This is a genomic window from Labedella populi, from assembly GCF_004078655.1.
Lineage (GTDB): Bacteria > Actinomycetota > Actinomycetes > Actinomycetales > Microbacteriaceae > Labedella > Labedella populi.
This window is the reverse complement of sequence record NZ_RZNC01000003.1, coordinates 569,567-592,954: the sequence shown is the minus strand read 5'-3', so window position 1 is coordinate 592,954 and position 23,388 is coordinate 569,567. Positions and strand designations below refer to the sequence as shown.

The following is a 23,388-nucleotide window of genomic DNA, read 5'->3' as shown; positions in this document are numbered from 1 at the left end:
CCACCTGCCCCACCGCTTTACCGATCCGCAGAGGACGCCATGACCTCCCTCCCATCGGCCCCGCCCACCACGTCATCGGGTGGGACCGTCGTGCCCTCGCTCGACGAGATCCTCGAGCACGCCGCCCGTATCGAGCCCCTGTCGGCCTTCCCGACGGTCGACGAGCTGCTCGCCGCGGTCGACACCCTCGCCGCCGCGTCGGACGGTCGGATCGAGAAGCGGCGGATCGGGACCTCCCGGCTCGGCGAGCCGCTCCACGAATACGTCCTCGGGTCGGGATCGCGTCACGCGCTCATCGTCGGCGGGGTGCACCCGAACGAACCCATCGGATTCCACACGGCTCGTGTGCTTGCGGAACATGTCCTCGCGGAGCCGGAGTTCTTCGACCGCTTCGACATGACGTGGCACATCGTCCCGTGCATCGACCCCGACGGTGCGCGGCTCAACGAGGGCTGGTTCGCGAACCCCGGGGACCGCTCGCACTACGCCCGCAACTTCTATCGCCCCGCTCCGCAGGAGCAGGTCGAGTGGTCGTTCCCGCTCAACTACAAGAACGCCTACTTCGACCGGCCGATGCCCGAGACCGACGCCGTCATGAGGCTCATGGTCGAGACCTCCCCTGCGCTCCTCGTCGGCCTCCACAATGCGGAGCTCGGCGGGGTCTACTACTACGTGAGCCGCGAGCTGCCGGGGGCCGTCGAGGCGCTCCACACCATCCCGGCGGTGTTCGGGCTTCCGCTCGACGCGGGGGAGCCGGAGTCACCGGACCTGACGGCTCTCGCGCCCGCGGTGTTCCGAGCCCCGCTCGCGACGGAGCACTACGACCATCTCGAGGCCCTCGGCGTGGACCCCACGGTGGAAGTCGGCGGGGGAGGATCCGCCGACTACGCCGCACAGTTCGGCACGCTCACTCTCATCGCGGAGCTGCCCTACTGGACGCACCCGGACGCTCTCGACACGGCGCCCTCGGGCAGCAGGTACGACGATGTCTTACGCGCGAAGGCCGCGAGCCTGCGCGAACTCGGCGCCGTCCTCGGATCGGCGCTCGCGGACGCCTCGCCGCATCTCACGATCGAATCGCCGTTCCTCCGCGCCTCGCGCGCTTTTGTGCCGATGATGACCGTCGCCGGCGACGCCGAGGCCGCACGCGCGGAGGCGCCCGAGAGTCTCCGACCCGCGACGGTCGCCGAGGCGTTCACGAACGCCGACGTCGTGCGCTGCTTCCGGTTGCGGTTCGGCGGGATGCTCGTCCGCGCCCTCGAGGCCGAGGTCGTCGCCGGCGTCGCGCACGTGGAGGTCCGTCGCGCTCACGCCGCTCTGCGCGCGACCTACGAGCAGTGGATCGCAGAGTCGGACGCCGTCGAGGGCATCGCCGTGCTGCCGGTGGAGCGGCTCGTCGCGGTCCAATACGCCTCGACGCTCGCGATGGCCGCGCTGCTCGCATCGGGCGGGGAGGGCGCCGCGTGATCCGGTTCCTCGGCCGCCGCGCCTTCGAACTCGTCGTCGTATTCGTGGGCGTCACCTTCATCATCTACGTCATGGTGTTCACGCTTCCCGGTGACCCGATCGCGGCACTCGGCGGAGACCGGCCACTGCCCGAGGCCGTGCAGGAGCAATTGCGTGCGCAGTACCACCTCGACGAGCCCGTATGGCTGCAGTACCTGCGGTACGTCGGCGGCCTCTTCGTCGGCGACCTCGGCACGGGCTTCGACGGCCGTGCCGTCGGTGATCGGATGGCGGCCCGCTGGCCGGTCACGATCACCCTCGCGCTCACCGCATGGGCCATCGAAGTCGTGGTGGGTGTCGTCCTCGGACTCGTCACGGGGCTCCGGAGCGGGGGGTTCGTCGACCGGACGGTCCTCGTCGGAACGATCCTCGCGACCTCGATCCCCGTTTTCGTCCTCGGCGTCACCGCCCAGCTCGTGTTCGGACTGCAGCTCGGTTGGTTCCCCATCGCGGGGACGAGTGCCGGGTGGCCGTCTGCGTACCTCCTCCCCGCGATCGTGATCGCCCTCTTCGGGCTCGCGAGCGTGACCCGCCTCATGCGCGGGAGCGTCGTCGATACGATGCGCTCGGACTTCGTCCGGACGCTCACCGCGAAGGGCATGCCCCGCCGGAACATCGTCGGCGTGCACGTCATGCGCAACTCGGTCGCCCCCGTGCTCACCTTCCTCGCGATCGATCTCGGTTATCTGCTCGGCGGCACGGTCGTGATCGAGGCGATCTTCAACCTGCCCGGTATCGGGCAGCTCCTGTTCGACGCGATCAAGACCCACGAGGGCCCGACCGTCGTCGGTGTGGCGACGGCGCTCATCCTCATCTTCCTGGCGACGAGCGTGCTCGTCGACCTCGTCAACTCGCTGCTCGACCCGAGGATCCGCCATGAGTGAACAGCTCGCGCCGCAGCAGGCGCCCCTCGTCGCCCCCGCCGATCGCAGCGTCTGGGCGACGCTCCGCTCGCGTCCGCTCTTCTGGGTGTGCTCGGTCGTCCTCTCCCTGCTGGGGCTCATCGCCCTCCTCCCCGGGCCGATCGCCGGCCTCTTCGGTCAACCCGACCCGCGCGCTTGCACCCTCGCGGACAGCGCGCTCGAACCGGGCGGCGCGCACGTCTTCGGGACCGACCTGCAGGGCTGCGACATCTTCGCGAACGTCGTCTACGGAACGCAGACGTCGCTCTTCATCGGACTGCTGACGACCGTCCTGTGCCTCGTGATCGCGATGGTGCTCGGAACGCTCGCGGGATACTACGGCGGTGTCGCCGACCGTATCGTCGCACGGCTCACGGACGTCTTCCTCGGTTTCCCGTTCCTCCTGGGTGCGATCGTCGTGCTCAACAGCATCGGCGCCCGCTCGCCCGTGACCGTCTCCCTCGTGATCGCCTTCTTCTCGTGGCCGACGCTCGCGCGACTCGTGCGCAGCTCCGTCCGCACGGTGCGCTCGGCGGAGTACGTGCAGGCGGCGTCGGCGATGGGTCTGCGCGACCGCCGCATCCTGCTCGACCACGTCGTCCCGAACTCCCTCGGGCCGGTCCTCGCGATCGCGACGACGATGGTCGGCTCCGTCATTGTCGCCGAGTCGACCCTGACCTTCCTCGGTGTCGGCTTGCGTTCGCCGTCCATATCCTGGGGGCTCCAGCTCTCGACGGCGCAATCGTACTTCCAGAGCGAGCCGCACTTGCTCGTCTTCCCGAGCATCTTCCTCACCGTCACGGTGTTGAGCCTCATCACGCTGGGGGATATCCTCCGCGACGCACTCGATCCGAAGGGACGATCATGACGATCGACCGCATCAGCATCCTCCGCTCTCTCGCGCCGTATCTCGAGCAGTGGCTCGCGTTCCAGGGCGCCTACCGCCGCACGCCCGGCATCCAGGCGGCCGTGCGTGTCGACGACGAGGTCGTCCTCGACACGGCGTGGGGGAGCGCGGACCTCGAGACCGGTGAGGAGCTGACGACCCGGCACCTCTTCCGGATCGCGTCGCACTCGAAGACGATGACCGCGACAGCGATCCTGCAGCTCGTCGAGGCGGGTACGGTCCGACTCGACGACCCGATCGAGCGGTGGGTTCCCGAACTCGTGGACACGGAGCTCACGGGCGTCACGGTGCGCGAACTCCTCGGGCACCAGGGCGGCGTGATCCGCGACGGTGTCGAGAACAACTTCTGGCAGCGCGGCGGCGACTTCCTCGATCGTGCCTCGCTCATCGACGGCGCCCGATCCGACGGTGTCGTCTTCGCACCCAACGAGCACTTCAAGTACTCGAACATCGGCTTCTCGCTCTTGGGCCTCGTGATCGAGGCGGCGACGGGGCGTTCCTACAACGAGCACGTCGCCGAGACCATCGCGAGCCGGCTCGGGCTCGCCGACTCCGGGCCCGAGTACGACCCGGAGCGTGCCGACGAGTACGCCGCCGGTCACACGGGCCTCACCGCGGGCGACGACTCCCGACAGCGCATCGAGCACGTCGATACGCGTGCGATGGCCGCCGCGACCGGTTGGTTCTCGACCGCGCACGATCTGACAAGCTACGGGGCCGCCCACTGGTTCGGTGATGTCACGCTCGTGAGCGACGCGAGCAAGCGTCTCCTCCAACGCGAGGAGTCCCGCGTCGAGGCGCACGGGCGGGAGCTCGGGCGCTACGGACTCGGTTTCGAACTGCGGACGATCGGTGATCGGGACCTCGTCGGACACAGTGGCGGGTATCCCGGCCACATCACACGGACGTGGATCGACCCGACCGATCGGCTCGTCGTCTCCGTGCTCACGAACGCCGTCGACGGTCCCGCAGACGCGCTCGTGACCGGTCTCGTGCAGCTCATCGACCTCGCCCTCGACGCCGCACGGGCCGTCGACCGGGACGGCGGAACCACGACGGATCTCGCGCGCTTCACCGGTCGCTTCGCGAACATGTGGGGCGTCGTCGACATCGTCGACCTCGGCGGCCGACTCGCGAGCATCGGCCCACGCGCCGCCGAGCCGATCGGCGCGTACCAGTTCCTCGAGGTCGTGGCCGAGGACGAGTTGCGGACGGAGAGCGTCCCCGGCTTCGGTGCGACGGGCGAACGTGTCGTCGTGGAGCGCTCGGGCGACGGAGCGATCTCCGCGGTGACCATGGGCGGGATGACGATGTGGCCGATCGACACGTATCGCCGCGCCCTCGCCACGGGACGCCCCGTCGACACCCTTGCCAGGATGTCCCTATGACGCAGGATGTCCCTATGACCACAGAGCAGACCGGCGACGACGCCCGACTCACCGAACTCGACGACGCGACATGGTCGTTCGTCGAGGACTTCGCGACCTCCTGGGTCTCGACGAACAACTCGCGGATGGACGGACGTGTCCTCGCACTGCTCATCATCGTCGACGAGCCCTACCTCTCTTCGGCGCGGATCGCGGAACTGCTCCGCGCGAGCACCGGCGCCGTCTCGACCGCGACACGGTCGCTCGTGTCCGTCGGCTTCCTCAAGCGGCACACCGTTCCCGGCGACCGCAGCCACTACTTCCGTGTCGAGGACGACGTGTGGGGCAACTTCCTGAGCGGCGAGCGCGAGTACCTGCGTCGGATGAAGGCGACGGTGCTCGGCGGACTGTCGCTCGTCGAGGCGTCCGGACCGCGGACCCGGCTCCGGAACGCCGAGCGCTACATGACGTGGCTCGAGGGCTACCACCGCAAGATGCTCGCGGATTGGGAGGCCTTCCGCGACGCGCCCGACGACGACTCCACGAAGGACGAGACGCCATGACGACACCTGTCCTGTCCGCGCGCGACCTCGCCGTGGCCTTCTCGGTCGGCGGGGAGGAGATCGCGGCCGTCCACAGAGTCGATTTCGACCTCCACGCCGGTGAGGTCCTGGCGATCGTCGGCGAGTCGGGTTCGGGGAAGAGCGTCACCTCCCTCGCGGTGCTCGGGCTCCTGCCGCGGAACGCGACCGTGACGGGCAGCATCGTCGCGGACGGGACGGAGCTCGTCGGCGCCTCCGAGCGGACTTTCGCGTCGATCCGCGGCGACAGGATCGCGATGATCTTCCAGGACCCGTCGAACGCCCTCGATCCCGTGTTCACGATCGGGTACCAGATCCAGGAGATGCTGCGCCGCCACGACCCGAAGCAGTCCCGCGAGGATCGCCGCGCGCGAGCGATCGAGCTGCTCGCGATGGTCGAGCTCCCCGAGCCGGAGGAGCGGCTCGACTCCTTCCCGCACCAGTTGTCCGGCGGTCAGGCCCAGCGCGTGATGATCGCGATGGCGCTCGCATGCGACCCCGAGGTGCTCATCGCCGACGAGCCCACGACGGCGCTCGACGTCACCGTGCAACGAGAGATCCTCGATGTGCTGCGGCGGATGCGGGAGCGGACCTCGGCCGCGATCCTGCTCATCACCCACGACATGGGCGTCGTCGCGGACATCGCGGACCGTGTCGTCGTGATGCGGCGCGGCCGCGTCGAGGAGACGGCCGACGTGCGCTCCCTCTTCTCCGCCCCGCGCGCCGAGTACACGCGCGCCCTCCTCGCCGCGGTCCCACGCATCGGGGCCGAGGCCCGCGTCTCGACGGCCGACGGTGCGGAGCGTCCCGTCCTCGAGATCGAGGACCTCGTGGTGGAGTACCGGAACCGCCGCCGGCGGCACATCCGCGCTGTCGAGGGTGTGTCCCTTGCGATCCGGGCGGGGGAGATGGTGGCCCTCGTCGGCGAGTCGGGATCGGGGAAGTCGACGATCGGCAAGAGCGTCCTGGGGCTCGCGCCCGTCGAGGAGGGCCGCATCGTCGTGGACGGCGTCGAGCTCGGCAACGCCTCTCGCGAGGCGATCCGCACCGTGAAGAAGCGCATCGGTGTCGTCTTCCAGAACCCGACGGCCGCTCTCGACCCGCGGCGGACCATCGGCCAGTCGATCGGCGAGCCCGTGCGCGTTCACGACGGAGTGAAAGGCCGGGCGCTCGCCGCGCGGGTGACCGAACTCCTCGAGGCGGTCGAGCTCCCGGCGTCGTGGTCCGGTCGCTATCCGCACGAGCTGTCGGGCGGGCAGCGCCAGCGGGTCGCGATCGCCCGTGCCGTCGCCCTCGATCCGCTGCTGCTCATCGCGGACGAGCCGACGTCCGCCCTCGACGTCTCGGTGCAGGCGACGGTCCTCGACCTCCTGCGGCGCCTCCAGGAGCGTTTCCGCTTCGCGTGCCTGTTCATCAGCCACGATCTCGCGGTCGTCGACGCGCTGTGCGACCGGGTGGTGGTCCTCCACCGCGGTTCCATCGTCGAGGAGGGAGAGCGTCGCCGCGTGCTCACGGACCCCGAGCACGAGTACACCCGCCGGCTCCTCGCCGCCGCCCCCGTGCCGGACCCGGACGAGCAGGCGCGCCGCCGGGCGGAGGCGCTCGCCGGCTGACGCGGGAGGATTCTGTCATCGCCGTCGGTGCCGGACAAGCGCCTGGTCCCAGCACACCGGCACGAGCAGACTGGTCATCGAGACACGACCGACCGGCACGGAAGGGGAAGACGATGGCGCACGGAGATGTGACGAGCCGTGACAATCGCGGGCAGTGGGAGAACAGCGTCGAGGGGATGCCCGAGCGCTCCGCGAGCTATTCGAGCAGGGACGAGGCCGTGGAGGCCGGGGCGGCGCTCGCCACGGAACTCGGGTCGAGCCATGTGGTCGAGGAGGCCGAGCCCTCCGGGGTCATCACCGACGAGCAGGAGGACGACGATGCCCGCTGAGGACGAACTGCCGTCGACGATCGAACGCTCCGACAAGCACGCCCAAGCGCTCTGGTCGAAGACGCACGACTCGGCCGTCGAGAGCTACGGCGAGGGCGAGCGAGCCCACCGCACGGCGTTCGCCGCGCTCAAGCACGAATACGAGAAGGTCGGCGATCACTGGGAGCGCAAAGCGGAGAACGGGCCGTCCGACGAGAAGGCCGAAGGGTCCGTCGGGTCGCCGGGGAAGACCGCCGGCGGCGTCGATGCGAACGCCACGAAGGAGCATCTCCTCGACGTCGCGCGGAAGCTCGACATCTCCGGCCGTTCGTCGATGAAGAAGGACGAACTGGTCGAGGCGATCCAGAAGGAGAACGACCGGCGCACGCGCCAAGCGCGCTGACGGCCTGAGTCCCGTTCGAGGAGGGACCCCTTCGACAGGCTCAGGGACCGTGTGGGCCCGTTTCGCGGGCTTCGGTGCCGGATAACCCGTCCAAGGGCGGCGAGCGCCTCGAGCCCGCGGCGGAGCCCGTCGCTCAGGCGCGCGCGGACTCCTCGACGTCGACGATTCCTCGGTCGAGGGCCTCACGGGCCACGACCTTGTAGCCCTGCTCATCGAAGAAGACCGTCATGCGGTCGTCCTCGACGCCCACGACCGTGCCGTGGCCCCACGCGCGGTGGTCGACGTCGTCGTCCACGCGCACGGCGTCGTCCCCGTCCGTCCCCGAGCCGGAGGCGGCGGAGGGAACCGTCGAGTCCGCGCCGGGGTCGTGGAGGGCGTCGCAACGGTCGCAGCGCCCGCACCGCTCCGGCGCCTCGACCCCGAAGTACTCGAGGACTGCGTGTCGGCGGCAGCCCGTCGTCTCGGCGTACCCTCGCATGATCGCGATGCGCGACTCCCGGATGCGGCGCTGCGCCTCTTCACCCTCCCGCACGGCGTCGACGACCGCCTCCTCGGTCCGGCCGCGCACCGCGCGGTACCCCTGCGAGTCGGCCGTCGCGGCTCCCGCCGACACGATGCCGTTGAGGATCCGCGAGGCCACGCGGCTCGAGACGCCGGACGCGTCGGAGATCGCGTTTGCACGCAGCGATCCCTCGGCGCTCGCGAGCGCCGTCCACACGGCCGAGACGTCCCCCGTCTTCGTCCGCCCGCCCGCGAAGAACGATCGGACGGAGAAGTCCTCCCGCCGATAGTGGAGCACCGCGCGGGCGGGCTGGCCGTCGCGCGCCGCCCGCCCGATCTCCTGGACGTACGCGTCGAGCGACTCCGTCACGTCGGCGTGAGTGACGAGCCGGACGTCCGGCTTGTCGATCCCCATTCCGAAAGCCGACGTCGCGACGACGACGTCGATCTCCCCGGCCGACCACGCCGCGTGGACCTCGTCGCGTCGCCGGGCCGACATGCCCCCGTGGTAGGCGGCCGCCCGGCGGCCACGCTCGACGAGTTCTTCGGCGTAGCGCTCGGTCTCCTTCCGCGTCGCGACGTACAGCAGCGTGGTGCCCGGCTCTGCGCCCACCTCCTCCAGCACCGCTCGGCGCTTCTCCCCGTCGTCCTCGTACCGCCGCACCGCGAGGTGGATCTCCGGCCGGTCGATCCCTCGCACGTCGACGAGGGGGTCGCGCATCCCGAGCCGCTCGACGATCTCCGCACGGACAGGCGTCGAGGCCGTCGCCGTGAGCGCGAGGACGGGCGGATGCCCGAGAGCCTCGACGGCCTCGCCGACCCGCACGTAGTCGGGGCGGAAGTCGTGCCCCCACGCGGACACGCAGTGCGCCTCGTCCACCACGATGAGCCGGACGTCGGCCGCGACGAGTCTCTCGATCACCTCGTCGCGAGCGAGCTGCTCCGGGGCGAGGAACAGGTAGACGGGCTCTCCGCTCTCGACGGCGTCCCACGCACTCGCGACGGCCCGGGCGGAGGAGCGCGAGTTGATCGCGACGGCCGCCGGCGCATCGGGAGCGGAGTCGATCGACGCGATCTGGTCGCGCTGGAGTGCGAGCAGCGGCGAGATCACGACCGTGACGCCGCCGAGTTCGAGTCCCGCGATCTGGTAGACGGCCGACTTGCCGGCCCCGGTGGCGAAGACGACGAGGGTGTCACGGCCGCCGACGACGGAGGCGATGGCCTCGGCCTGGCCTGGGAGGAGCGTGTCCCATCCGAACGCCTCACGGGCTGCACGTCGGGCGTCGGCGATGGTCGAGGTGATGCTCACTGCTGTCCTTCGGGTCGTGGCCTGGGTCCTCTCCATCCCAGCCGATGCGCCGATGCGGTGATCAGGGCTTGCCAGGGGAGGTCCGATGCCGCAAGGGCGATCACGCGGCCGGCGCCGGCGGCGCTTCCCGCCTCACGTCTCCCGCCGTCGCATCTCGCGCACCGGTCCGGCGATGTCAAGGTGATGAAGCCCTCGACGTCGTCGGCGTAGCGTCGCAGCAATCCGCAGGAACCGACGAAAGGAACGATGACATGGTTGTTGCACGCGACATCATGACGCCCGGCGCCGAGTGCGCCGGAGTGAACGACACCCTCGTGGATGCGGCACGGAAGATGCGCGATCTCGACGTGGGAGCCCTCCCGATCTGCGGCGAGGACAACCGACTCGCCGGCATGGTGAGCGACCGCGACATCGTCGTGAAGTGCATCGCCGAGGGCGGCGATCCGTCGCAGACCCTCGTCGGCAGCCTCGCCGAGGGCAAGCCCGTGACGATCGGGGCGGACGACGACGTGCGGGAGGCGCTCGACGTGATGGAGCGTCACCAGGTCCGTCGCCTGCCGGTGATCGACGGGCACGATCTCGTGGGCATCGTCAGCCAGGCGGACGTGGCCCGTGCTCTGGAGCCCGTCGAGGTCGGAGAGACGGTCGCCGAGATCTCGGAGGACTGACCCGCTCGGTCGGCGGTGCTCCCGAAGGGGACGCGCCGCCGACCGCCGTCGCGCCGACCCCTCGCGGTGCCCACGGTCTTCCCCGTATGGTGCTCGCATGGCAAGCAGCGCGGTCACCCTCCCCGTCCCCGGTCCAGCCGGCGATCGTCAGGTCCGGATCTCGAGTCCCGATCGTGTGCTGTGGCCGGAGGCCGGGATCACGAAACTCGACCTGGCCACGTACATGGTCGAGGTCTCCGACGCCTTCCTGGCCGCGAACGGCGACCGGCCGGTGTCTCTGCAGCGCTTCCCCGAGGGCACCGACGGCGAGTGGTTCTTCTCGAAGAACCCGCCGAAGGGCGCGCCCGACTACGTCGATTCCGTGACGGTTCAGTATCCGAGCGCCCGCGCGCACCCCCAGGTGGTGCTCCACGAGGCCGCCGCGACGGTGTGGGCGGTCCAGATGAACACGGTCGTGTTCCATCCGTGGGCGTCTCGCGCCGGTGACACCGACCACCCCGACCAGTTCCGGATCGACCTCGACCCGCAGCCGGGCACCGACTTCGGCGACGCGGTTCCGGCCGCGCACGCGCTTCGCGAGCTGCTCGCCGAGGTGGGGCTCACGGCGTTCGTGAAGACGTCCGGCAACCGGGGGCTGCACGTCTTCGCGCCGATCGAGCCCGTCCTCGAGTTCCTCGACGTCCGGCACGCCGTCATCGCGGCGGCGCGTGAACTCGAACGGCGGATGCCCGACGCCGTGACGACCTCGTGGTGGAAGGAGGAGCGGGGCGAGAAGATCTTCGTCGACTTCAACCAAGCGAACCGTGACCGCACGATGGCGGGCGCCTACAGCCCCCGAGCCCTCCCGATGGCGTCGGTCTCATGTCCGCTCGAGTGGGACGAGCTCGACGACGTCGAACCGCACGACCTGACGGTGCTGACGGTCCCCGAGCGGTTGCGCGCCGTCGGGGACCCGTGGGCGCGGATGCACGAGAAGCCCGGACGGCTCGACGTGCTCATGCAGTGGTGGCAGCGCGATCTCGAGAGCGGTCTCGGCGAACTGCCCTTTCCACCCGATTTCCCGAAGATGCCCGGCGAGCCGCCGCGCGTCCAGCCCTCGCGAGCCCGTCACCCCGACTGACCCCCCCAGACACACTCACCCCCCTGAACACTTCCTTTGTGCTCGAATTTTCGAGCACAAAGGAAGTGTTCAGGGGGGATAGGGGGGGCTCGGCGCGCGGTCAGGAGAGGACGTCGCCCAGGTCGTAGCGGGCGGGAACCTCGAGCTGTGCGAAGGTGCACGAGCGGGCATCGCGATCCGGACGCCACCGTGCGAACTGCACCGTGTGGCGGAAGCGATCGCCCTCCATCTGGTCGTACCGGACCTCGACGACGCGTCGCGGTTCGAGCCGCACGAACGAGACGTCCTTGCTCCCCGAGAACCGCGAGCGTTCGGTCTCGCCGCGGACCGGGTCCCCGCTCTCGTCCCGCATCACGTCGGCCTCGAGCTCGTCGATGAGCTCCCGCCGCCGTACGGTCGTGAAGGCCGACGCTCCTCCGACGTTCCGCAGCGTGCCGTCCTCGTCGTAGAGACCGAGGAGGAGCGAACCGACGCCCGATCCACTCGTGTGGATGCGGTATCCGAGCACGACGACGTCCGCCGTCCGGTGATGCTTCGCCTTGAGCATGACGCGCTTGCCGGGGGAGTAGGCGACGGCGAGGGGCTTCGCCACCACGCCGTCGAGACCTGCCCCTTCGAACTCCGCGAGCCATCGGCGCGCGATCTCGACGTCGCGAGTGGTCTGGGTGAGGTGCACGGGAGCCGTCACGTCGGCGAGCATCGACTCGAGGACGTCCCGCCGCTCGGAGAAGGGCGAGCCGAGCAGGCTCTCGCCGTCCACCTGGAGCACGTCGAACGCGATGAACGACGCCGGCGTCTCGTGGGCGAGAGCGCGTACGCGGCTCGCGGCCGGGTGGATCCGCTGAGAGAGCGCCTCCCAATCGAGCTTCTCACGTCCCGGCTCCCCGACGCGGACGACGATCTCGCCGTCGACGACGCTTCCGTGAGGCAGGCGTTCGGCGAGCGCGTCCACGAGTTCCGGGAAGTACCGCGTCAGGGGTTTCGTCCCGCGGCTGCCGAGTTCGACGGCACCGTCATCCCCGACGTAGACGATGCTGCGGAAGCCGTCCCATTTCGGTTCATAGGAGAGACCGCCGGCCACGGCGTCGGGCTCGGGAACGGCGTCGACGGCCTTCGCGAGCATGGGCGAGACGGGATCACCGATCGAGAGCGTCATGCGACCATCCTGTCCGGACCGCCCGGCGTGCGCCACGGGTGGCGCGAGCGGGCACGATCCGCAAGCCCGCCGGTTCCCTCGAGCCGTCATCGTAGACTGGCGGCCCGCTCGACACCGGAGGTCCCGTGCCCCTCGATCCTTTCTTCGCCGATCGGCTCCGCACCCATCGCGCCTACCTCATCCGCACGACGCTGCAGGGCTTCGCGGAGAAGTGGGACCAGCCGTGGCTGGCACGACTCGCGGTGCGCCTGGCGCCGCCACCCGCGCCGGCGCACGGTGCAGCGAGTGGTGCCCGCGCGGTGGCGTCGACGGCCGGTGCCCGGTCCGGCTCCGGACCGGCTGCCGAGAAATCGGGACTGGGGACGGCCGTCACACTCGGGAGCACGCCGAGCAGTGCTGGTCGATCGACTCCGACGAGTGTTCCGACGGCACCCGCCCGTAAGCGTGCGGCCCCGAAGAAGAAGCCGACGCGCTCGGCACACCGCAAGGCCGCGATCGCGTGGGATCGGAAGGAGCTCGCTGCCGTGGGGCGGCCGGGTCCCGACGTCCGCATCGTCGAATACCTCGTGCCCGTCCCGGGCCGCCCCGACGTCCGCGTCCGCATCTACTATCCGGACCTCGCGGACGCGGACGCCGACGCGGACGCCGACGCGGCCACGGACTCGGCGGCCTCCATTCGCCAGCCGGAGCCCGACGCCACGACGGAGCGCTCCCTCGTGCCCGCCACGCTCGCGTTCTACGGCGGCGGCTTCCGCATCGGCGGCATCGACTATCCGACGACGGACGCGGGTTTCCGCCTCCGAGCGTTCGACGCGGGCGTCGCCGTCGTCGCCGTCGATTACGCCCTCGCCCCGGAGCACAAGTTCCCGACGGCCGTCGAGCAAGGACACGCGGCGCTCGGCTGGCTCGTGCGGGAGGCCGCGGGCCTCGGCATCGACGCCGACCGGCTCGCGATCTCCGGCATCTCGGCGGGCGGGAACATCGCTGCCGCCGTCACTCTCCTCAACCGGGACGCGGCGACCATTCCCCTCCGCTTCCAGCTGCTCGAGGTCCCCGTGGTGGACCTGACAGGGAAGCACGTCGACTTCGGACCGGTCCGCGCCTTGGGCGTCCCGGCGTTCCTCGCCGCCCGGGAGATGCGTTCGGTCGCGCGGACGTACCTGCCCGCACCCGCCGATGCGCGCAACCCGCTCGCGTCGCCGCTGCTCGCTCCGTCGCACGCCGGTCTTCCACCGGCACACATCCTGACGGCCGAGTACGACGCGCTCCGCGGAGAGGGCGCGGCGTACGGTGCGGCGCTCCGCGCCGCGGGTGTCGAGGCGAGTGTCGTCCGCTACTTGGGGATGACGCACGACACCCCCATCTTCCTCGGCTCTGTTCCTGCCGCGCGACGGTGGCACCGTGACGTCGTGTCCGCTCTCCGGACGCTGCACGACTGACGGTCCACACTGACGGTCCCCACTCGACGGTCCACACGACGGTCGACATCGACGGTCGCCCGCCGCAGGTAGCACGCCCGTCCGCCGAGGGCCAGCCCCGGACAGTGTCGCCTCTCGCGCCTAACGTGGCTGTCCCGGGCGCCGGGACGGCCGGTGCGGGAAGGAGGAACCGATGAAGGCGATCGTGTGGCACGGGGTCGGAGACATCCGGCTCGACGAGGTCGACAAGCCCGCCATCCAGCATCCGGAGGATGCGATCGTGCGCATCACGCGCAGCGCGATCTGCGGTACCGACCTGCACTTCATCCGCGGCACGATGGGCCCGATGAGGGAAGGGACGATCCTCGGTCACGAGGCCGTCGGCGTTGTCGAGGAGGTCGGCGAGAACGTTCGGGGCTTCAGCCCGGGCGACCGCGTGATCATCGACTCGACGGTCTCGTGCGGCGCGTGCCGATACTGCCGTGAGGGCCACACAGCGCAGTGCGACGTCGCCAACCCGAACGGTCCGTCGGCGGGAACGTGCTTCTTCGGTGGCCCGGAGTCGACGGGACCGGTGAACGGGCTCCAAGCGGAGTTCGCACGTGTGCCGTGGGCACGCAACACTCTCGTCCCCATTCCGGACACCGTGAGCGACGAGGACGCGATCCTCTTGTCCGACATCCTCCCGACGTCCTGGTTCGGCGCGGAACTCGGCGCCATCACGCCCGGCGACGTCGTCGCCGTCTTCGGCGCGGGGATCGTGGGACAGCTCGCGATCGCGTCGGCGTGGAAGATGGGCGCTGCTCGAGTGATCTCCGTCGACGGCATCGACACCCGGCTCACGGAGTCGCTCGCCCAGAACGCGGAGGTCGTCGACTTCAACGCCGAGGACCCCGTCGCGGCGATCATGTCTCTCACGAACGAGATCGGGGCCGACGTCGTGATCGACGCGGTCGGCGTCGATGCCCAGGCGCCGAAGACGGGTCCGGCGGCCGAGCAGGCGCAGGAGAACGCCGAGCAGTTCGCGCGGGAGGTCGACCAGGTCGCGCCCGAGGCGGAGCCGGACGGCGACACCTGGGTTCCGGGCGATGCGCCGACGCAAGCCGCTCAATGGGCCGTGCAGGCCGTCGCGAAATACGGGCGCATCAGCATCATCGGCGTCTACCCTCCGACGCTCACGTCCTACCCGATCGGCGAGGCGATGAACAAGAACCTCACGATCCGCGCCGGGAACTGCGACCACCACCGCGTGACGCCGCCGCTCCTCGACCTCGTGGCGACGGGCGCCTTCGACGTGCGGCCCTTCATCACGCAGCACGCGGAACTGGCCTCCGCGATCGACGCCTACGAGGCGTTCGACCGCCGCGAACCGGGGTGGATCAAGACCGTCCTCAGCGTGGCTGACGCGTCCGCCTGATCGAGGGGGTTGAGTGGTCGGCATGGCACTCTCCTGGATCGCACGTGACTTCGGCGGACTCGACGTCTTCGAGATGGTGGACCTCGAGGTCCCCGCTCCCGGATGCGGCGAGGTGACGATCGACGTGCGCGCGTCGGGCATGAACCCGGCTGACTACAAACACGTCGCCGCCGGGCGAGATCGCGCGGATCTTCCCATCCGTGTCGGCTACGAGGTGTCGGGGTCGATCTCCGCGATCGGTCCCGACACCGAACTCGCCTCCGGTGGCGGTTCCCTCGGTGACGAGGTGCTCGCGTTCCGGATCCGCGGCGGCTACGCCTCCTCGGTGACGGTCCCCGCGAAGGACGTCTTCGCGAAGCCGGCGTCGCTCGGCCATCCCGAGGCGGCGAACCTCCTCCTCGCGGGGACGACGGCGGCCGAGATGCTCGACGTCACGGGAGTGCGCGCGGGGGACACGATCCTCGTGCACGGAGCGTCGGGTGCCGTCGGCGTGAGTGTCCTGCAGCAGGCCCGACTGATCGGCGCTCGCGCGATCGGGACCGCGAGCGCGCGCTCCGCCGCGACCGTCGCGCGCTTCGGGGGTGAGCACATCGAGTACGGCGAGGGCCTCGAGGAGCGCGTCCGCGCGCTCGCCGGCGGGCCGATCGCCGCGTCACTCGATTGCGTCGGAACCGACGAGGCGATCGACGTGTCTCTCGCCCTCGTGCTCGATCGTGGTCGGATCGTGAGCATCGCCAACTTCACCCGCGCCGAGAGGGACGGCTACCGCGTCATCATGGGGCGTTTCCCCGCGAGCGCGGTGTTCCGGGACCGGGTGCGGGCCCGGCTGATCGACCTCGCCGGTCGCGGCGAGCTCGTCGTTCCCGTCGCACGGACCTTCCCGCTCGCCGAGGCGCGAGAGGCGATGGCCTTCCTCGCGGAGCAGCACCCGGGTGGGAAGCTGGCACTGCTTCCGTAGCCGTCGGCCGATTCACGCGAGCCGCGGGACGCGCTCACCCTCGGGCGGAGGCGGCGGGGGAGTGCCGTCGCCGAAGGGACGGCCGCCGAGCTCCTCGCGTGCGTGCGGCGTGAGCCATCCGCGGGGGTCGGGACCCTTCGGGATGATCCCCGTCGGGTTGATGTCGCTGTGCACGACGTAGTAGTGGGCCTTGATCTGCGCGAAGTCGATGGTGTCGCCGAAGCCGGGCGTCTGGAAGAGATCGCGGGCGTAGGCCCAGAGCACCGGCATCTCGCTGAGCTTCGACCGGTTGCACTTGAAGTGACCGTGATACACGGCGTCGAAGCGTGCGAGCGTCGTGAAGAGCCGGATGTCCGCCTCGGTGATCGTGTCGCCGACGAGGAAGCGCTGCGTCGCGAGTCGCTCTTCGAGCCAGTCGAGTCGCGCGAAGAGTGCGTCGTACGCGCGCTCGTACGCCTTCTGGGAACCGGCGAATCCGGCCTTGTAGACGCCGTTGTTGACGTCGTGGAAGATCTTCTCCGCCACGTCGTCGATCTCGTCGCGGAAGCGCTCCGGGTAGAGGTCCGGTGCTCCGTCGCGGTGGAGGTCCGTCCATTCGGTCGAGAAGTCGAGCGTGATCTGCGGGTAGTCGTTCGTGACGACCCGTCCCGTCGGGACGTCGACGATCGCCGGAACGGTGATGCCGCGCGGATAGTCGGGGAAGCGTGCGAAGAAGGCCTCCTGCAGTCGCTCGATCCCGAGGACGGGGTCGACGCCGCCCGGGTCGAGGTCGAACGTCCAGCTGCGTTCGTCGTGCGTCGGGCCGGGGAGTCCGAGCGAGATGGCCGACTCGAGTCCGAGGAGCCGACGCACGATGACCGTGCGGTTGGCCCACGGACAGGCACGTGCGGCGACGAGTCGATAACGCCCCGCCTCGACGGGCCAGCCGTCGCGCGCGTCGCGCGTGATCCGGTCCTCGATGTAGTTGGTGTCGCGCGTGAACTCCTGACCGGGCTCGACGTAGCGGCCCTGTCCAGGTGCGCCCGCGGTCGTCTCCCGCTGCTGCTCCGTATCCGTCATGCCGTCGAGCCTACGTGTGCATTCACACGCATGGAACCGGTTGCATGCCCGCCGACCGCTGTCCCGTGCCCCGTGCCCCGTGCTCGTTCGTTCGGGGACGGCGCCGGATCCGACGCCGTCCGCGGTCCGCACGGACTTGCCCGATGAACCGACGGTGAATCGCCCGGCAATTCCCCGCGAACGGCCGCGCACGGCGACCGTGTGCCACCGGACCGCTCATACGATTGCGGCGACGGCACCACCCACACGAGAGGCGTCGCATGCGGATCCTGAGCTACAACCTCTGGCACCACCGGGCGAGCGGAGAGTTGGAGGGGCTCGCGAGCGGCCACGACGCGGACGTCGTCTGCGTGCAGGAGGCGCACGTCTCCGACCTTCCCGGACGTCTCGGGGAGCTCGAGCTCGCCGCGACCACGACGACCGGATCACTGGGGCTCGGCGTGTACGTGCGTGCCGATCGTTTCGCCGTGACCTTCCATCGGGCATTCCAGCTGAAGCGCGGTCTGCATGATCTCTTCCTGCTGCCCGGGACCGAGCGGCTGCTCGCTGTTCGCCTGGTCGACCGACGCACGGGAGGCCGCACGACCGTAGCCTCCTTCCACGCCGCGCCGCTCACGGCGACCAACCGGCTGAGGAGGCATCAGGTGACCGCGGCGCACATGCTGCTCGACGAGGTGAGCGATCGTGACGCGGTCGTGATGATCGGCGACTTCAACTACCCCCTGTTCCGCTCGGGTCTCGAACGGGTCGCAGCCCTCGACGGCTTCACCGCCTCCTTCAGCGACGCGCCGACCTACCGGCACACGGCGTCGCTCTCGACGCACTTCGACCTGCTGACCTCGCGCGGAATGCGCATCGACGCGGTGCGAACGCTCGCACCGGGAGCGTCCGACCACAATCCGATCCTCGTGGACGCCCACCTGTCCGCCGTCGCGGACGGTCCTCGAGTCGCGGCGGAGTCCGCGCGGTAGTGGAACCCTGCTGCGCACCGCCACCGTCTTCGGGCACACTGGGCTCGACGCAACGGTCCCCGACGCGAAGGAGCATCCCATGACCAGTCGCTTGAACCCGTACCTCAACTTCCGCGATTCCACGCGCGAGGCGATGACCTTCTACCAGGAGGTGTTCGGAGGCGAACTCACCGTCAACAGCTACGGCGACTTCGGGATGACCGAGTCGCCCGACGAACTCCACAAGGTCATGCACGCGCAACTCGAGACCCCCGCCGGTTTCGTGCTCATGTGCGCGGACGTGCCGAACGCGATGCCGCTCCCCGAAGGCAGCTCGATCTCGATCTCCCTGAGTGGCGACGACACCGACGAGTTGCGCGGGTACTGGGAGAAGCTCTCGGAGGGCGGGACCGTCCGACAGCCCCTCATGGAGGCGCCATGGGGTGACAGCTTCGGGGAGTGCACCGACCGCTTCGGAGTGATGTGGCTCGTCAACATCGCAGGCGCCGCCTGACATCGACGATGAGCCGTGATCCGAGCCGGGAGGCACGGATCACGGCCGCCGCGCGGTGATCGACATCGGTCAGGGGTGCCTGCGCCCGCGCCGACGCGAGAGGCCGGCCAGGATCGCAAGGGCGAGGCCGAGGGCCACGAGTGCCCCCGCGACGGCGGCGAGTGTCGACGTTCCGCCGGCCCCGGTGCCGGCGAGGCCGCCGGGGTCCGGGGCCTCGACCCCCGCATCGGGGTCGGTATGTCCCGCGGTGGGGCCGGACACGGAATCCGCGGGAGGCACGACTGCGACGGCGCGCATCGTGTTGCCCGCGCGGTCGGTCGCGGTGGCGGTGACCTCTCCGCCGCCCGCTGCCTGCAGCTCACGTACGTCGATCGGACCCGCGTAGGCCGCCGCGGACGTGTCGCCCACCGCCACCTCGAGTGAGAGCAGACCGGAGAGCGCGTCGCCGGCGTCGATCGTGACGGTCCCCGCGTCGAGGGTCGCGACGATCTCGGGAGCGGAACGGTCGATCCCGAAAGTCGTAGCCACGTCGACCGCGGCGATCCCGAGTCGCCCGTCCGTGCCCGGCGAGGCCTCGAGGAGCGACGGTGCCGGCGCGATCGGCGCTTTCGTCGACGCCATCGTGCCCCTGACCGCCACGAGGGCCGGGGGAGCGACGCGCGACTCGACGCTGTGCTCGCCCTCCGTCTCCACGGCGATCGCGTCAGTCGTGCGAGTCCACGCAGCGTCGTCGACCCGCAGCTCGAGCGGGGCGTCGACCGTCAGCCCCCGCAGAACGACGGTCGTCGAGACGGAGACGTCGCCGCGGAACCATCCCTCCACGCCCGCGTCGCCCGCAAGCGTCACGGACGGCGAGGCGGACACGACGTAGGCGGTCTCGCCGAACTGCGCGGCGGCGGGCAGCAGCCGCCCGTCGTGGTCGAACACCGCCTGGTTCTCCCATGCGTTGCCGGATGCAGGGTCCTCGGGATCCCAGCCGGCGCCCTCGACTGCGGTCCACGCCGGCTCCCAGTAGACGGCGCCGAGTCCGCGGCCGCCCGGGGCCGAGGCGACGACGTCCTGGACGGCCCGGAACGCGGCCGCCTGCCCTTCGGGCGTCGCCGGGTACCCCGCCACGAGCTCGGAGGGGAGGTCGATGACGTCCTCCCAGGCGAGTTCGGGGTGGTCGTCGAGCGTCCAGGGGTAGGCGGTCTCGACGACGAGCACGTCGCGGTCGTAGCGGTCCGAGAGCGTCGAGACGGCGTTCTGCAGGTCGGCGAGCGACCCGTGCCAGTAGCCGTAGTAGGACAGGCCGATGAGGTCGAACGGCACATCGCGTGCCACGACCTCGTCGAACCACCATGTGAGGCCGCCGATGCCGTTGTTGATGTTCGTGAGGTGGAGGATCACGCGCGTGTCGGGGTCGACGGCCTTGACGGCGTCCGCCCCGGCGGTCAGGAAGTCGGCCAGCGCATCCCACTGCGCGCCCGACACCTCGTCCGTCGGATCGACGTCCCACGTCTGGCCGAGCGGCCACAGCATGCCCGGGTTGATCTCGTTGCCGACCTGGACGTAGTCCGCCGTGATGCCCTCCGCCTTCAGGGCGTCCAGCACCTCGGTCGTGTGAGCGGTGACACGCTCGGTGACGGCGGCGGCGTCGAGCCCCACCCAAGCGGCGGGCATGCCTTGCGCTCCCGGATCCGTCCACCGGTCCGAGTAGTGGAAGTCGACGAGCAACTCCATCCCGGCGTCCACGATGCGCCGCGCCGAGCCCACGACATCGTCCACGTCGTTGTACCCGTCGGCGGGATCCACCCACACCTTCAACCGTCCGACGTTCGTCCCCGCGTCCGCGAGTGCGTCGATCGGATCCACGGGCGCGCCGGTGGCGTCCGCGTACGTCGCGCCGAGATCCTCGTTCTTCGCCACACCGGAGAGATCGGCGCCGCGCACGACCCGCTCGCTGCGTCCGGCCGTGAGCGCTGCGCCGTCGATGCTCGCCCACGATCCCGCCGGTCCTGTCGTCCGCAGGCCGACCGTGCACGATCCGCCGGAGACGTAGGCGGAGACGTCGAGTCGCAGCCACGCGCCGTCCGCCTCCGTCGACGGGACCGTCGTCTCGCCGTCGAGTCCGCAGCCGGTCGTGGTGAGGGCGCTCGAGGCGAGGCCTCCGCCCGAGACGGCGTCGACGGAGAACGTCCACCAGCCGTCGGCGAGACCGGTGACGGTCTGCGTCGTCGTCGCCGCCGTCCCGTCGGCCGCGAGCCAGTGGGTGAGGCGTGCTCCGGACGTCCCGCCGCTCTCGATCTTCGCGGCGCCGGCGCCGGCGGCGGACCACCCGTCGAGGCCGTCCTCGAAGCCGGCGTTCGCGAGGGAGCCTTCGGCGGCCGAGGCGGCCGAGGCGGCCGAGGCGGGGGAGGCGGCGATCGGGGCGATCGGCGCGATCGCGACGAGCGAGGCCGCTGCGAGGGCGAGCGTCGTGCGCCTCACCCGCCGCGTCCTGGGCGCCGCCGGGGTGTGATGGATGGGTGCGGTCATGTTCTCGTCCTCCTTGACGATGAGCGGTGGCGCCGGGTGGTGCGGGTGCGGGGCGTTACGAGGCGATCGGGGTACGCACGACGCGGACGCCGGCACCCGGGACGACGAGGCCCGAGACGGCCTCGCCGGTCATCGCGTCGACGCCCGAGACGTCGTCGACCGTGACGTCGGCGTCGCCGTGGTTGGCGAGGAACACGAACACCGTGTCGGCGGTGCGGCGTTCGACGCGTTCGAGACCCGCGACGGCGTGCGCGGGCCGGGACGGGACGCCGGCCTCCTCGAGCACCCGCTCGAGTAGCCCGCCGAGCGCGTCGGCGTCGAGGGCCGTCGACACGTACCACGCGGAGCCCTTCCCGTAAGCGTTGCGCGTGACGCCGGCGCGACCGGCCGCGGGTCCGTCCCGGAAAGTCGCGACGGCTTGGGCGCCGTCGAGCACGACGTCGTCCGACCACACGGAACCGGTCGACCCGTCGTCGAGGGTCGGTCGCTCGCCCGCGTGAAGCGGCAGGAACTCGTCGATGCGCAGTCCGAGGACCTCCCTCAACCCACCGGGGTACGGCCCGTCGGGAACAGAGTCGTGCTCGTCGACGATTCCTGAGAAGTACGACGCGACGAGTCGGCCGCCCCCCTCGACGAAGCCGCGGAGGTTCGCCGCGGACGCCACGTCGAGGAGATAGGACGCCGGCGCGAGCACGACGTCGTAGGCGGAGAGGTCATCGTGCGGGTGAGCGAAGTCGACGGCGACGTCACGACGCCACAGCTCGGTGTAGAAGGCGACGACGCGCTCGCGGTGGCCGAGGTCGACCGACGGGCGCCATTCGAGGTCTTGTGCCCAGAAGGACTCGATGTCCCAGAGGATCGCGACGCGAGCGGGCACGGTCCCGCCCATGACGTCGGTGATACCGCCGAGCGTCACGCCGAGCGCCTCCACCTCGCGCCAGATGCGCGTCGCGGTCCCGCCGTGCGGCAGCATCGCCGAGTGGAACTTCTCAGCGCCCGATCGCGACGCCCGGAACTGGAAGAACAGCACGGCGTCGGCTCCGCGGGCAACGCTCACGAGCGAGTTGCGCGCGAGCTCGCCCGGTCGCTTGGCGATGTTGCGGGGCTGCCAGTTGACGGCACCCGTCGAGTGCTCCATGAGGATCCACGGGCGTCCCCCGGCGAAGGAGCGGGTGAGGTCGGCGTCGAGGGCGAGCAGGACGTGGTTGTCGGCGCGCTCGGCCACGAGGTAGTAGTCGTTCGCCACGATGTCCACCTCGCGGCTCCACCGCCAATAGTCGATCGATGGGCAGTTGCTCGACATGAAGTTCGTCGTGACCGGCAGGTGCGGCGTATGGCGCTTGATCGCGTCGCGCTCGGCGATGAAGCACTCGAGGAGGGCGTTCGAGGTGTACCGGGCGAAATCGAGGCGGTGCGCCGGGTTCACGACGCTCGCCGACGTGCGGGGGGCGTCGATCTCGTCCCACTCTCCGTAGCGCTGCCCCCAGAAGGCGGTGCCCCACGCGGCGTTGAGCGCGTCGAGGGTGCTGTAGCGGGACTGCAGCCAGCGACGGAATGCCCCGGAGGACGCGTCGGAGTAGCACTCGCTCACGGGAGCGCCGTACTCGTTGTGGACGTGCCACAGCACGAGCGCGGGATGCCCGGCGTAGTGGGCCGCGAGGGCGTCGGCGATCCGGGTCGCCGCGGTCCGGTAGGCGCTCGAACTCGGACTCGCCATACCGCGTGAGCCGTGCCAGAGCGTGAGTCCGTCGCGGGTCACGGGCCGGGCCTCCGGGTGGGCCTTCCAGAACCAGGCGGGGGGAGCGGCGGTGGGGGTGCCGAGGTCGACGGAGACGCCGGCGTCATGGAGCAGATCCATGACCTCGTCGAGGAACGAGAAGTCGTATTCGCCCTCGCGCGGTTCGAGCAGTGCCCACGAGAAGATCCCGACGCTCACGAGCGACACACCGGCGTCCTTCATGAGGGCGATGTCCTCGAGCCAGACCGACCGGTCCCACTGCTCCGGGTTGTAGTCCCCGCCGAATGCGATGCGGTTCGTGCCGGGAATCCAGCCCGAGCGCTCCGGGGCGATCGTCGCCGCGATGCCGTCGTCGGTCGACACCTCGGCCGTTGCGTCGGTCGGTCGGGTGGGGGCATGAGTCGTCATCGTTCTCCTCGGCTGTGCTCGGTCACAGTTCTAACACAGGTGTGCGGTCAGGCCAAGCGTCATAATCC

The 23,388-nt window shown here is 70.4% G+C and carries 20 protein-coding genes; 15 read left to right on the top strand and 5 right to left on the bottom strand.

Features of this window, described 5'->3' with window-relative positions:
- The first annotated feature begins 39 nt into the window (after window positions 1-39).
- The 8 genes from ELQ92_RS11310 to ELQ92_RS11270 all read left to right on the top strand — a co-directional run bounded on the left by ELQ92_RS11310 (window position 40) and on the right by ELQ92_RS11270 (window position 7,587).
- Complete coding sequence (locus ELQ92_RS11310; protein ID WP_128499042.1) at window positions 40-1,467, top strand: M14 family zinc carboxypeptidase; 1,428 nt, start codon at window positions 40-42, stop codon at window positions 1,465-1,467.
- A complete protein-coding gene (locus tag ELQ92_RS11305; protein WP_128499041.1) occupies window positions 1,464-2,390 on the top strand; it encodes an ABC transporter permease in 927 nt (308 codons plus the stop codon). The genes ELQ92_RS11310 and ELQ92_RS11305 overlap by 4 nt, the downstream gene beginning before the upstream one ends.
- Window positions 2,383-3,276 (top strand): ABC transporter permease, encoded by an 894-nt coding sequence (locus ELQ92_RS11300; protein ID WP_128499040.1) that lies wholly within the window; start codon window positions 2,383-2,385, stop codon window positions 3,274-3,276. Before ELQ92_RS11305 ends, ELQ92_RS11300 begins: the two co-directional genes overlap by 8 nt.
- Window positions 3,273-4,703: a serine hydrolase domain-containing protein gene (locus tag ELQ92_RS11295; RefSeq protein ID WP_128499039.1), complete on the top strand. Its 1,431-nt coding sequence runs from the start codon at window positions 3,273-3,275 to the stop codon at window positions 4,701-4,703. The genes ELQ92_RS11300 and ELQ92_RS11295 overlap by 4 nt, the downstream gene beginning before the upstream one ends.
- 14 nt (window positions 4,704-4,717) lie before the next feature.
- Window positions 4,718-5,245, top strand: coding sequence for a GbsR/MarR family transcriptional regulator (locus tag ELQ92_RS11285; RefSeq protein WP_128499038.1), 528 nt, complete (start codon window positions 4,718-4,720; stop codon window positions 5,243-5,245).
- Window positions 5,242-6,876 carry a dipeptide ABC transporter ATP-binding protein gene (locus ELQ92_RS11280; protein WP_128499037.1) on the top strand — a complete coding sequence of 545 codons (1,635 nt, stop codon included), beginning with the start codon at window positions 5,242-5,244 and terminating at the stop codon, window positions 6,874-6,876. The genes ELQ92_RS11285 and ELQ92_RS11280 overlap by 4 nt, the downstream gene beginning before the upstream one ends.
- Before the next feature lie 113 nt (window positions 6,877-6,989).
- The gene (locus tag ELQ92_RS11275) at window positions 6,990-7,205 is read left to right on the top strand and encodes a DUF2188 domain-containing protein (protein WP_128499036.1); all 216 of its coding nucleotides are present in this window, start codon (window positions 6,990-6,992) and stop codon (window positions 7,203-7,205) included.
- The gene (locus ELQ92_RS11270) at window positions 7,195-7,587 is read left to right on the top strand and encodes a ChaB family protein (protein WP_128499035.1); all 393 of its coding nucleotides are present in this window, start codon (window positions 7,195-7,197) and stop codon (window positions 7,585-7,587) included. The genes ELQ92_RS11275 and ELQ92_RS11270 overlap by 11 nt, the downstream gene beginning before the upstream one ends.
- A 133-nt stretch (window positions 7,588-7,720) precedes the next feature.
- On the opposite strand, the gene ELQ92_RS11265 is transcribed toward ELQ92_RS11270, so the two are convergent.
- Window positions 7,721-9,397, bottom strand: a complete 1,677-nt coding sequence (locus ELQ92_RS11265; RefSeq protein WP_166426772.1) for a RecQ family ATP-dependent DNA helicase — start codon at window positions 9,395-9,397, stop codon at window positions 7,721-7,723.
- A 251-nt stretch (window positions 9,398-9,648) separates the two neighbouring features.
- On the opposite strand from ELQ92_RS11265, the gene ELQ92_RS11260 reads away from it, so the two are divergent.
- Both ELQ92_RS11260 and ligD read left to right on the top strand, forming a co-directional pair.
- Window positions 9,649-10,065: a CBS domain-containing protein gene (locus ELQ92_RS11260; RefSeq protein ID WP_128499033.1), complete on the top strand. Its 417-nt coding sequence runs from the start codon at window positions 9,649-9,651 to the stop codon at window positions 10,063-10,065.
- Between the two features lie 97 nt (window positions 10,066-10,162).
- Window positions 10,163-11,185: a non-homologous end-joining DNA ligase gene (gene ligD / locus ELQ92_RS11255; protein WP_128499032.1), complete on the top strand. Its 1,023-nt coding sequence runs from the start codon at window positions 10,163-10,165 to the stop codon at window positions 11,183-11,185.
- 100 nt (window positions 11,186-11,285) lie between these two features.
- Here ligD and ELQ92_RS11250 read toward each other — a convergent pair whose 3' ends face one another.
- Window positions 11,286-12,341, bottom strand: coding sequence for an ATP-dependent DNA ligase (locus tag ELQ92_RS11250; protein ID WP_208004326.1), 1,056 nt, complete (start codon window positions 12,339-12,341; stop codon window positions 11,286-11,288).
- 125 nt (window positions 12,342-12,466) lie between these two features.
- Here ELQ92_RS11250 and ELQ92_RS11245 point away from each other — a divergent pair, with 125 nt between their 5' ends.
- The 3 genes from ELQ92_RS11245 (at window position 12,467) to ELQ92_RS11235 (ending at window position 16,134) form a co-directional block, all read left to right on the top strand.
- Window positions 12,467-13,780 carry an alpha/beta hydrolase gene (locus ELQ92_RS11245; RefSeq protein ID WP_128499031.1) on the top strand — a complete coding sequence of 438 codons (1,314 nt, stop codon included), beginning with the start codon at window positions 12,467-12,469 and terminating at the stop codon, window positions 13,778-13,780.
- Between the two features lie 172 nt (window positions 13,781-13,952).
- Window positions 13,953-15,176: an alcohol dehydrogenase catalytic domain-containing protein gene (locus ELQ92_RS11240; RefSeq protein ID WP_128499030.1), complete on the top strand. Its 1,224-nt coding sequence runs from the start codon at window positions 13,953-13,955 to the stop codon at window positions 15,174-15,176.
- 22 nt (window positions 15,177-15,198) lie between these two features.
- Entirely contained in the window at window positions 15,199-16,134 is a 936-nt protein-coding gene (locus tag ELQ92_RS11235; RefSeq protein WP_128499029.1) for an NADP-dependent oxidoreductase, read from the top strand.
- A 12-nt stretch (window positions 16,135-16,146) separates the two neighbouring features.
- On the opposite strand, the gene ELQ92_RS11230 is transcribed toward ELQ92_RS11235, so the two are convergent.
- A complete protein-coding gene (locus ELQ92_RS11230) occupies window positions 16,147-17,193 on the bottom strand; it encodes a glutathione S-transferase family protein (protein ID WP_128499028.1) in 1,047 nt (348 codons plus the stop codon).
- Window positions 17,194-17,453: 260 nt separating this feature from the next.
- On the opposite strand from ELQ92_RS11230, the gene ELQ92_RS11225 reads away from it, so the two are divergent.
- Window positions 17,454-18,164, top strand: a complete 711-nt coding sequence (locus ELQ92_RS11225; protein WP_128499027.1) for an endonuclease/exonuclease/phosphatase family protein — start codon at window positions 17,454-17,456, stop codon at window positions 18,162-18,164.
- A 79-nt stretch (window positions 18,165-18,243) separates the two neighbouring features.
- Window positions 18,244-18,657: a VOC family protein gene (locus tag ELQ92_RS11220; protein WP_128499026.1), complete on the top strand. Its 414-nt coding sequence runs from the start codon at window positions 18,244-18,246 to the stop codon at window positions 18,655-18,657.
- Window positions 18,658-18,726: 69 nt separating this feature from the next.
- Here ELQ92_RS11220 and ELQ92_RS11215 read toward each other — a convergent pair whose 3' ends face one another.
- Window positions 18,727-21,174 (bottom strand): glycoside hydrolase family 53 protein, encoded by a 2,448-nt coding sequence (locus tag ELQ92_RS11215; RefSeq protein WP_208004325.1) that lies wholly within the window; start codon window positions 21,172-21,174, stop codon window positions 18,727-18,729.
- 55 nt (window positions 21,175-21,229) lie between these two features.
- Complete coding sequence (locus ELQ92_RS11210; RefSeq protein WP_128499025.1) at window positions 21,230-23,320, bottom strand: beta-galactosidase; 2,091 nt, start codon at window positions 23,318-23,320, stop codon at window positions 21,230-21,232.
- Window positions 23,321-23,388: the final 68 nt, after the last annotated feature.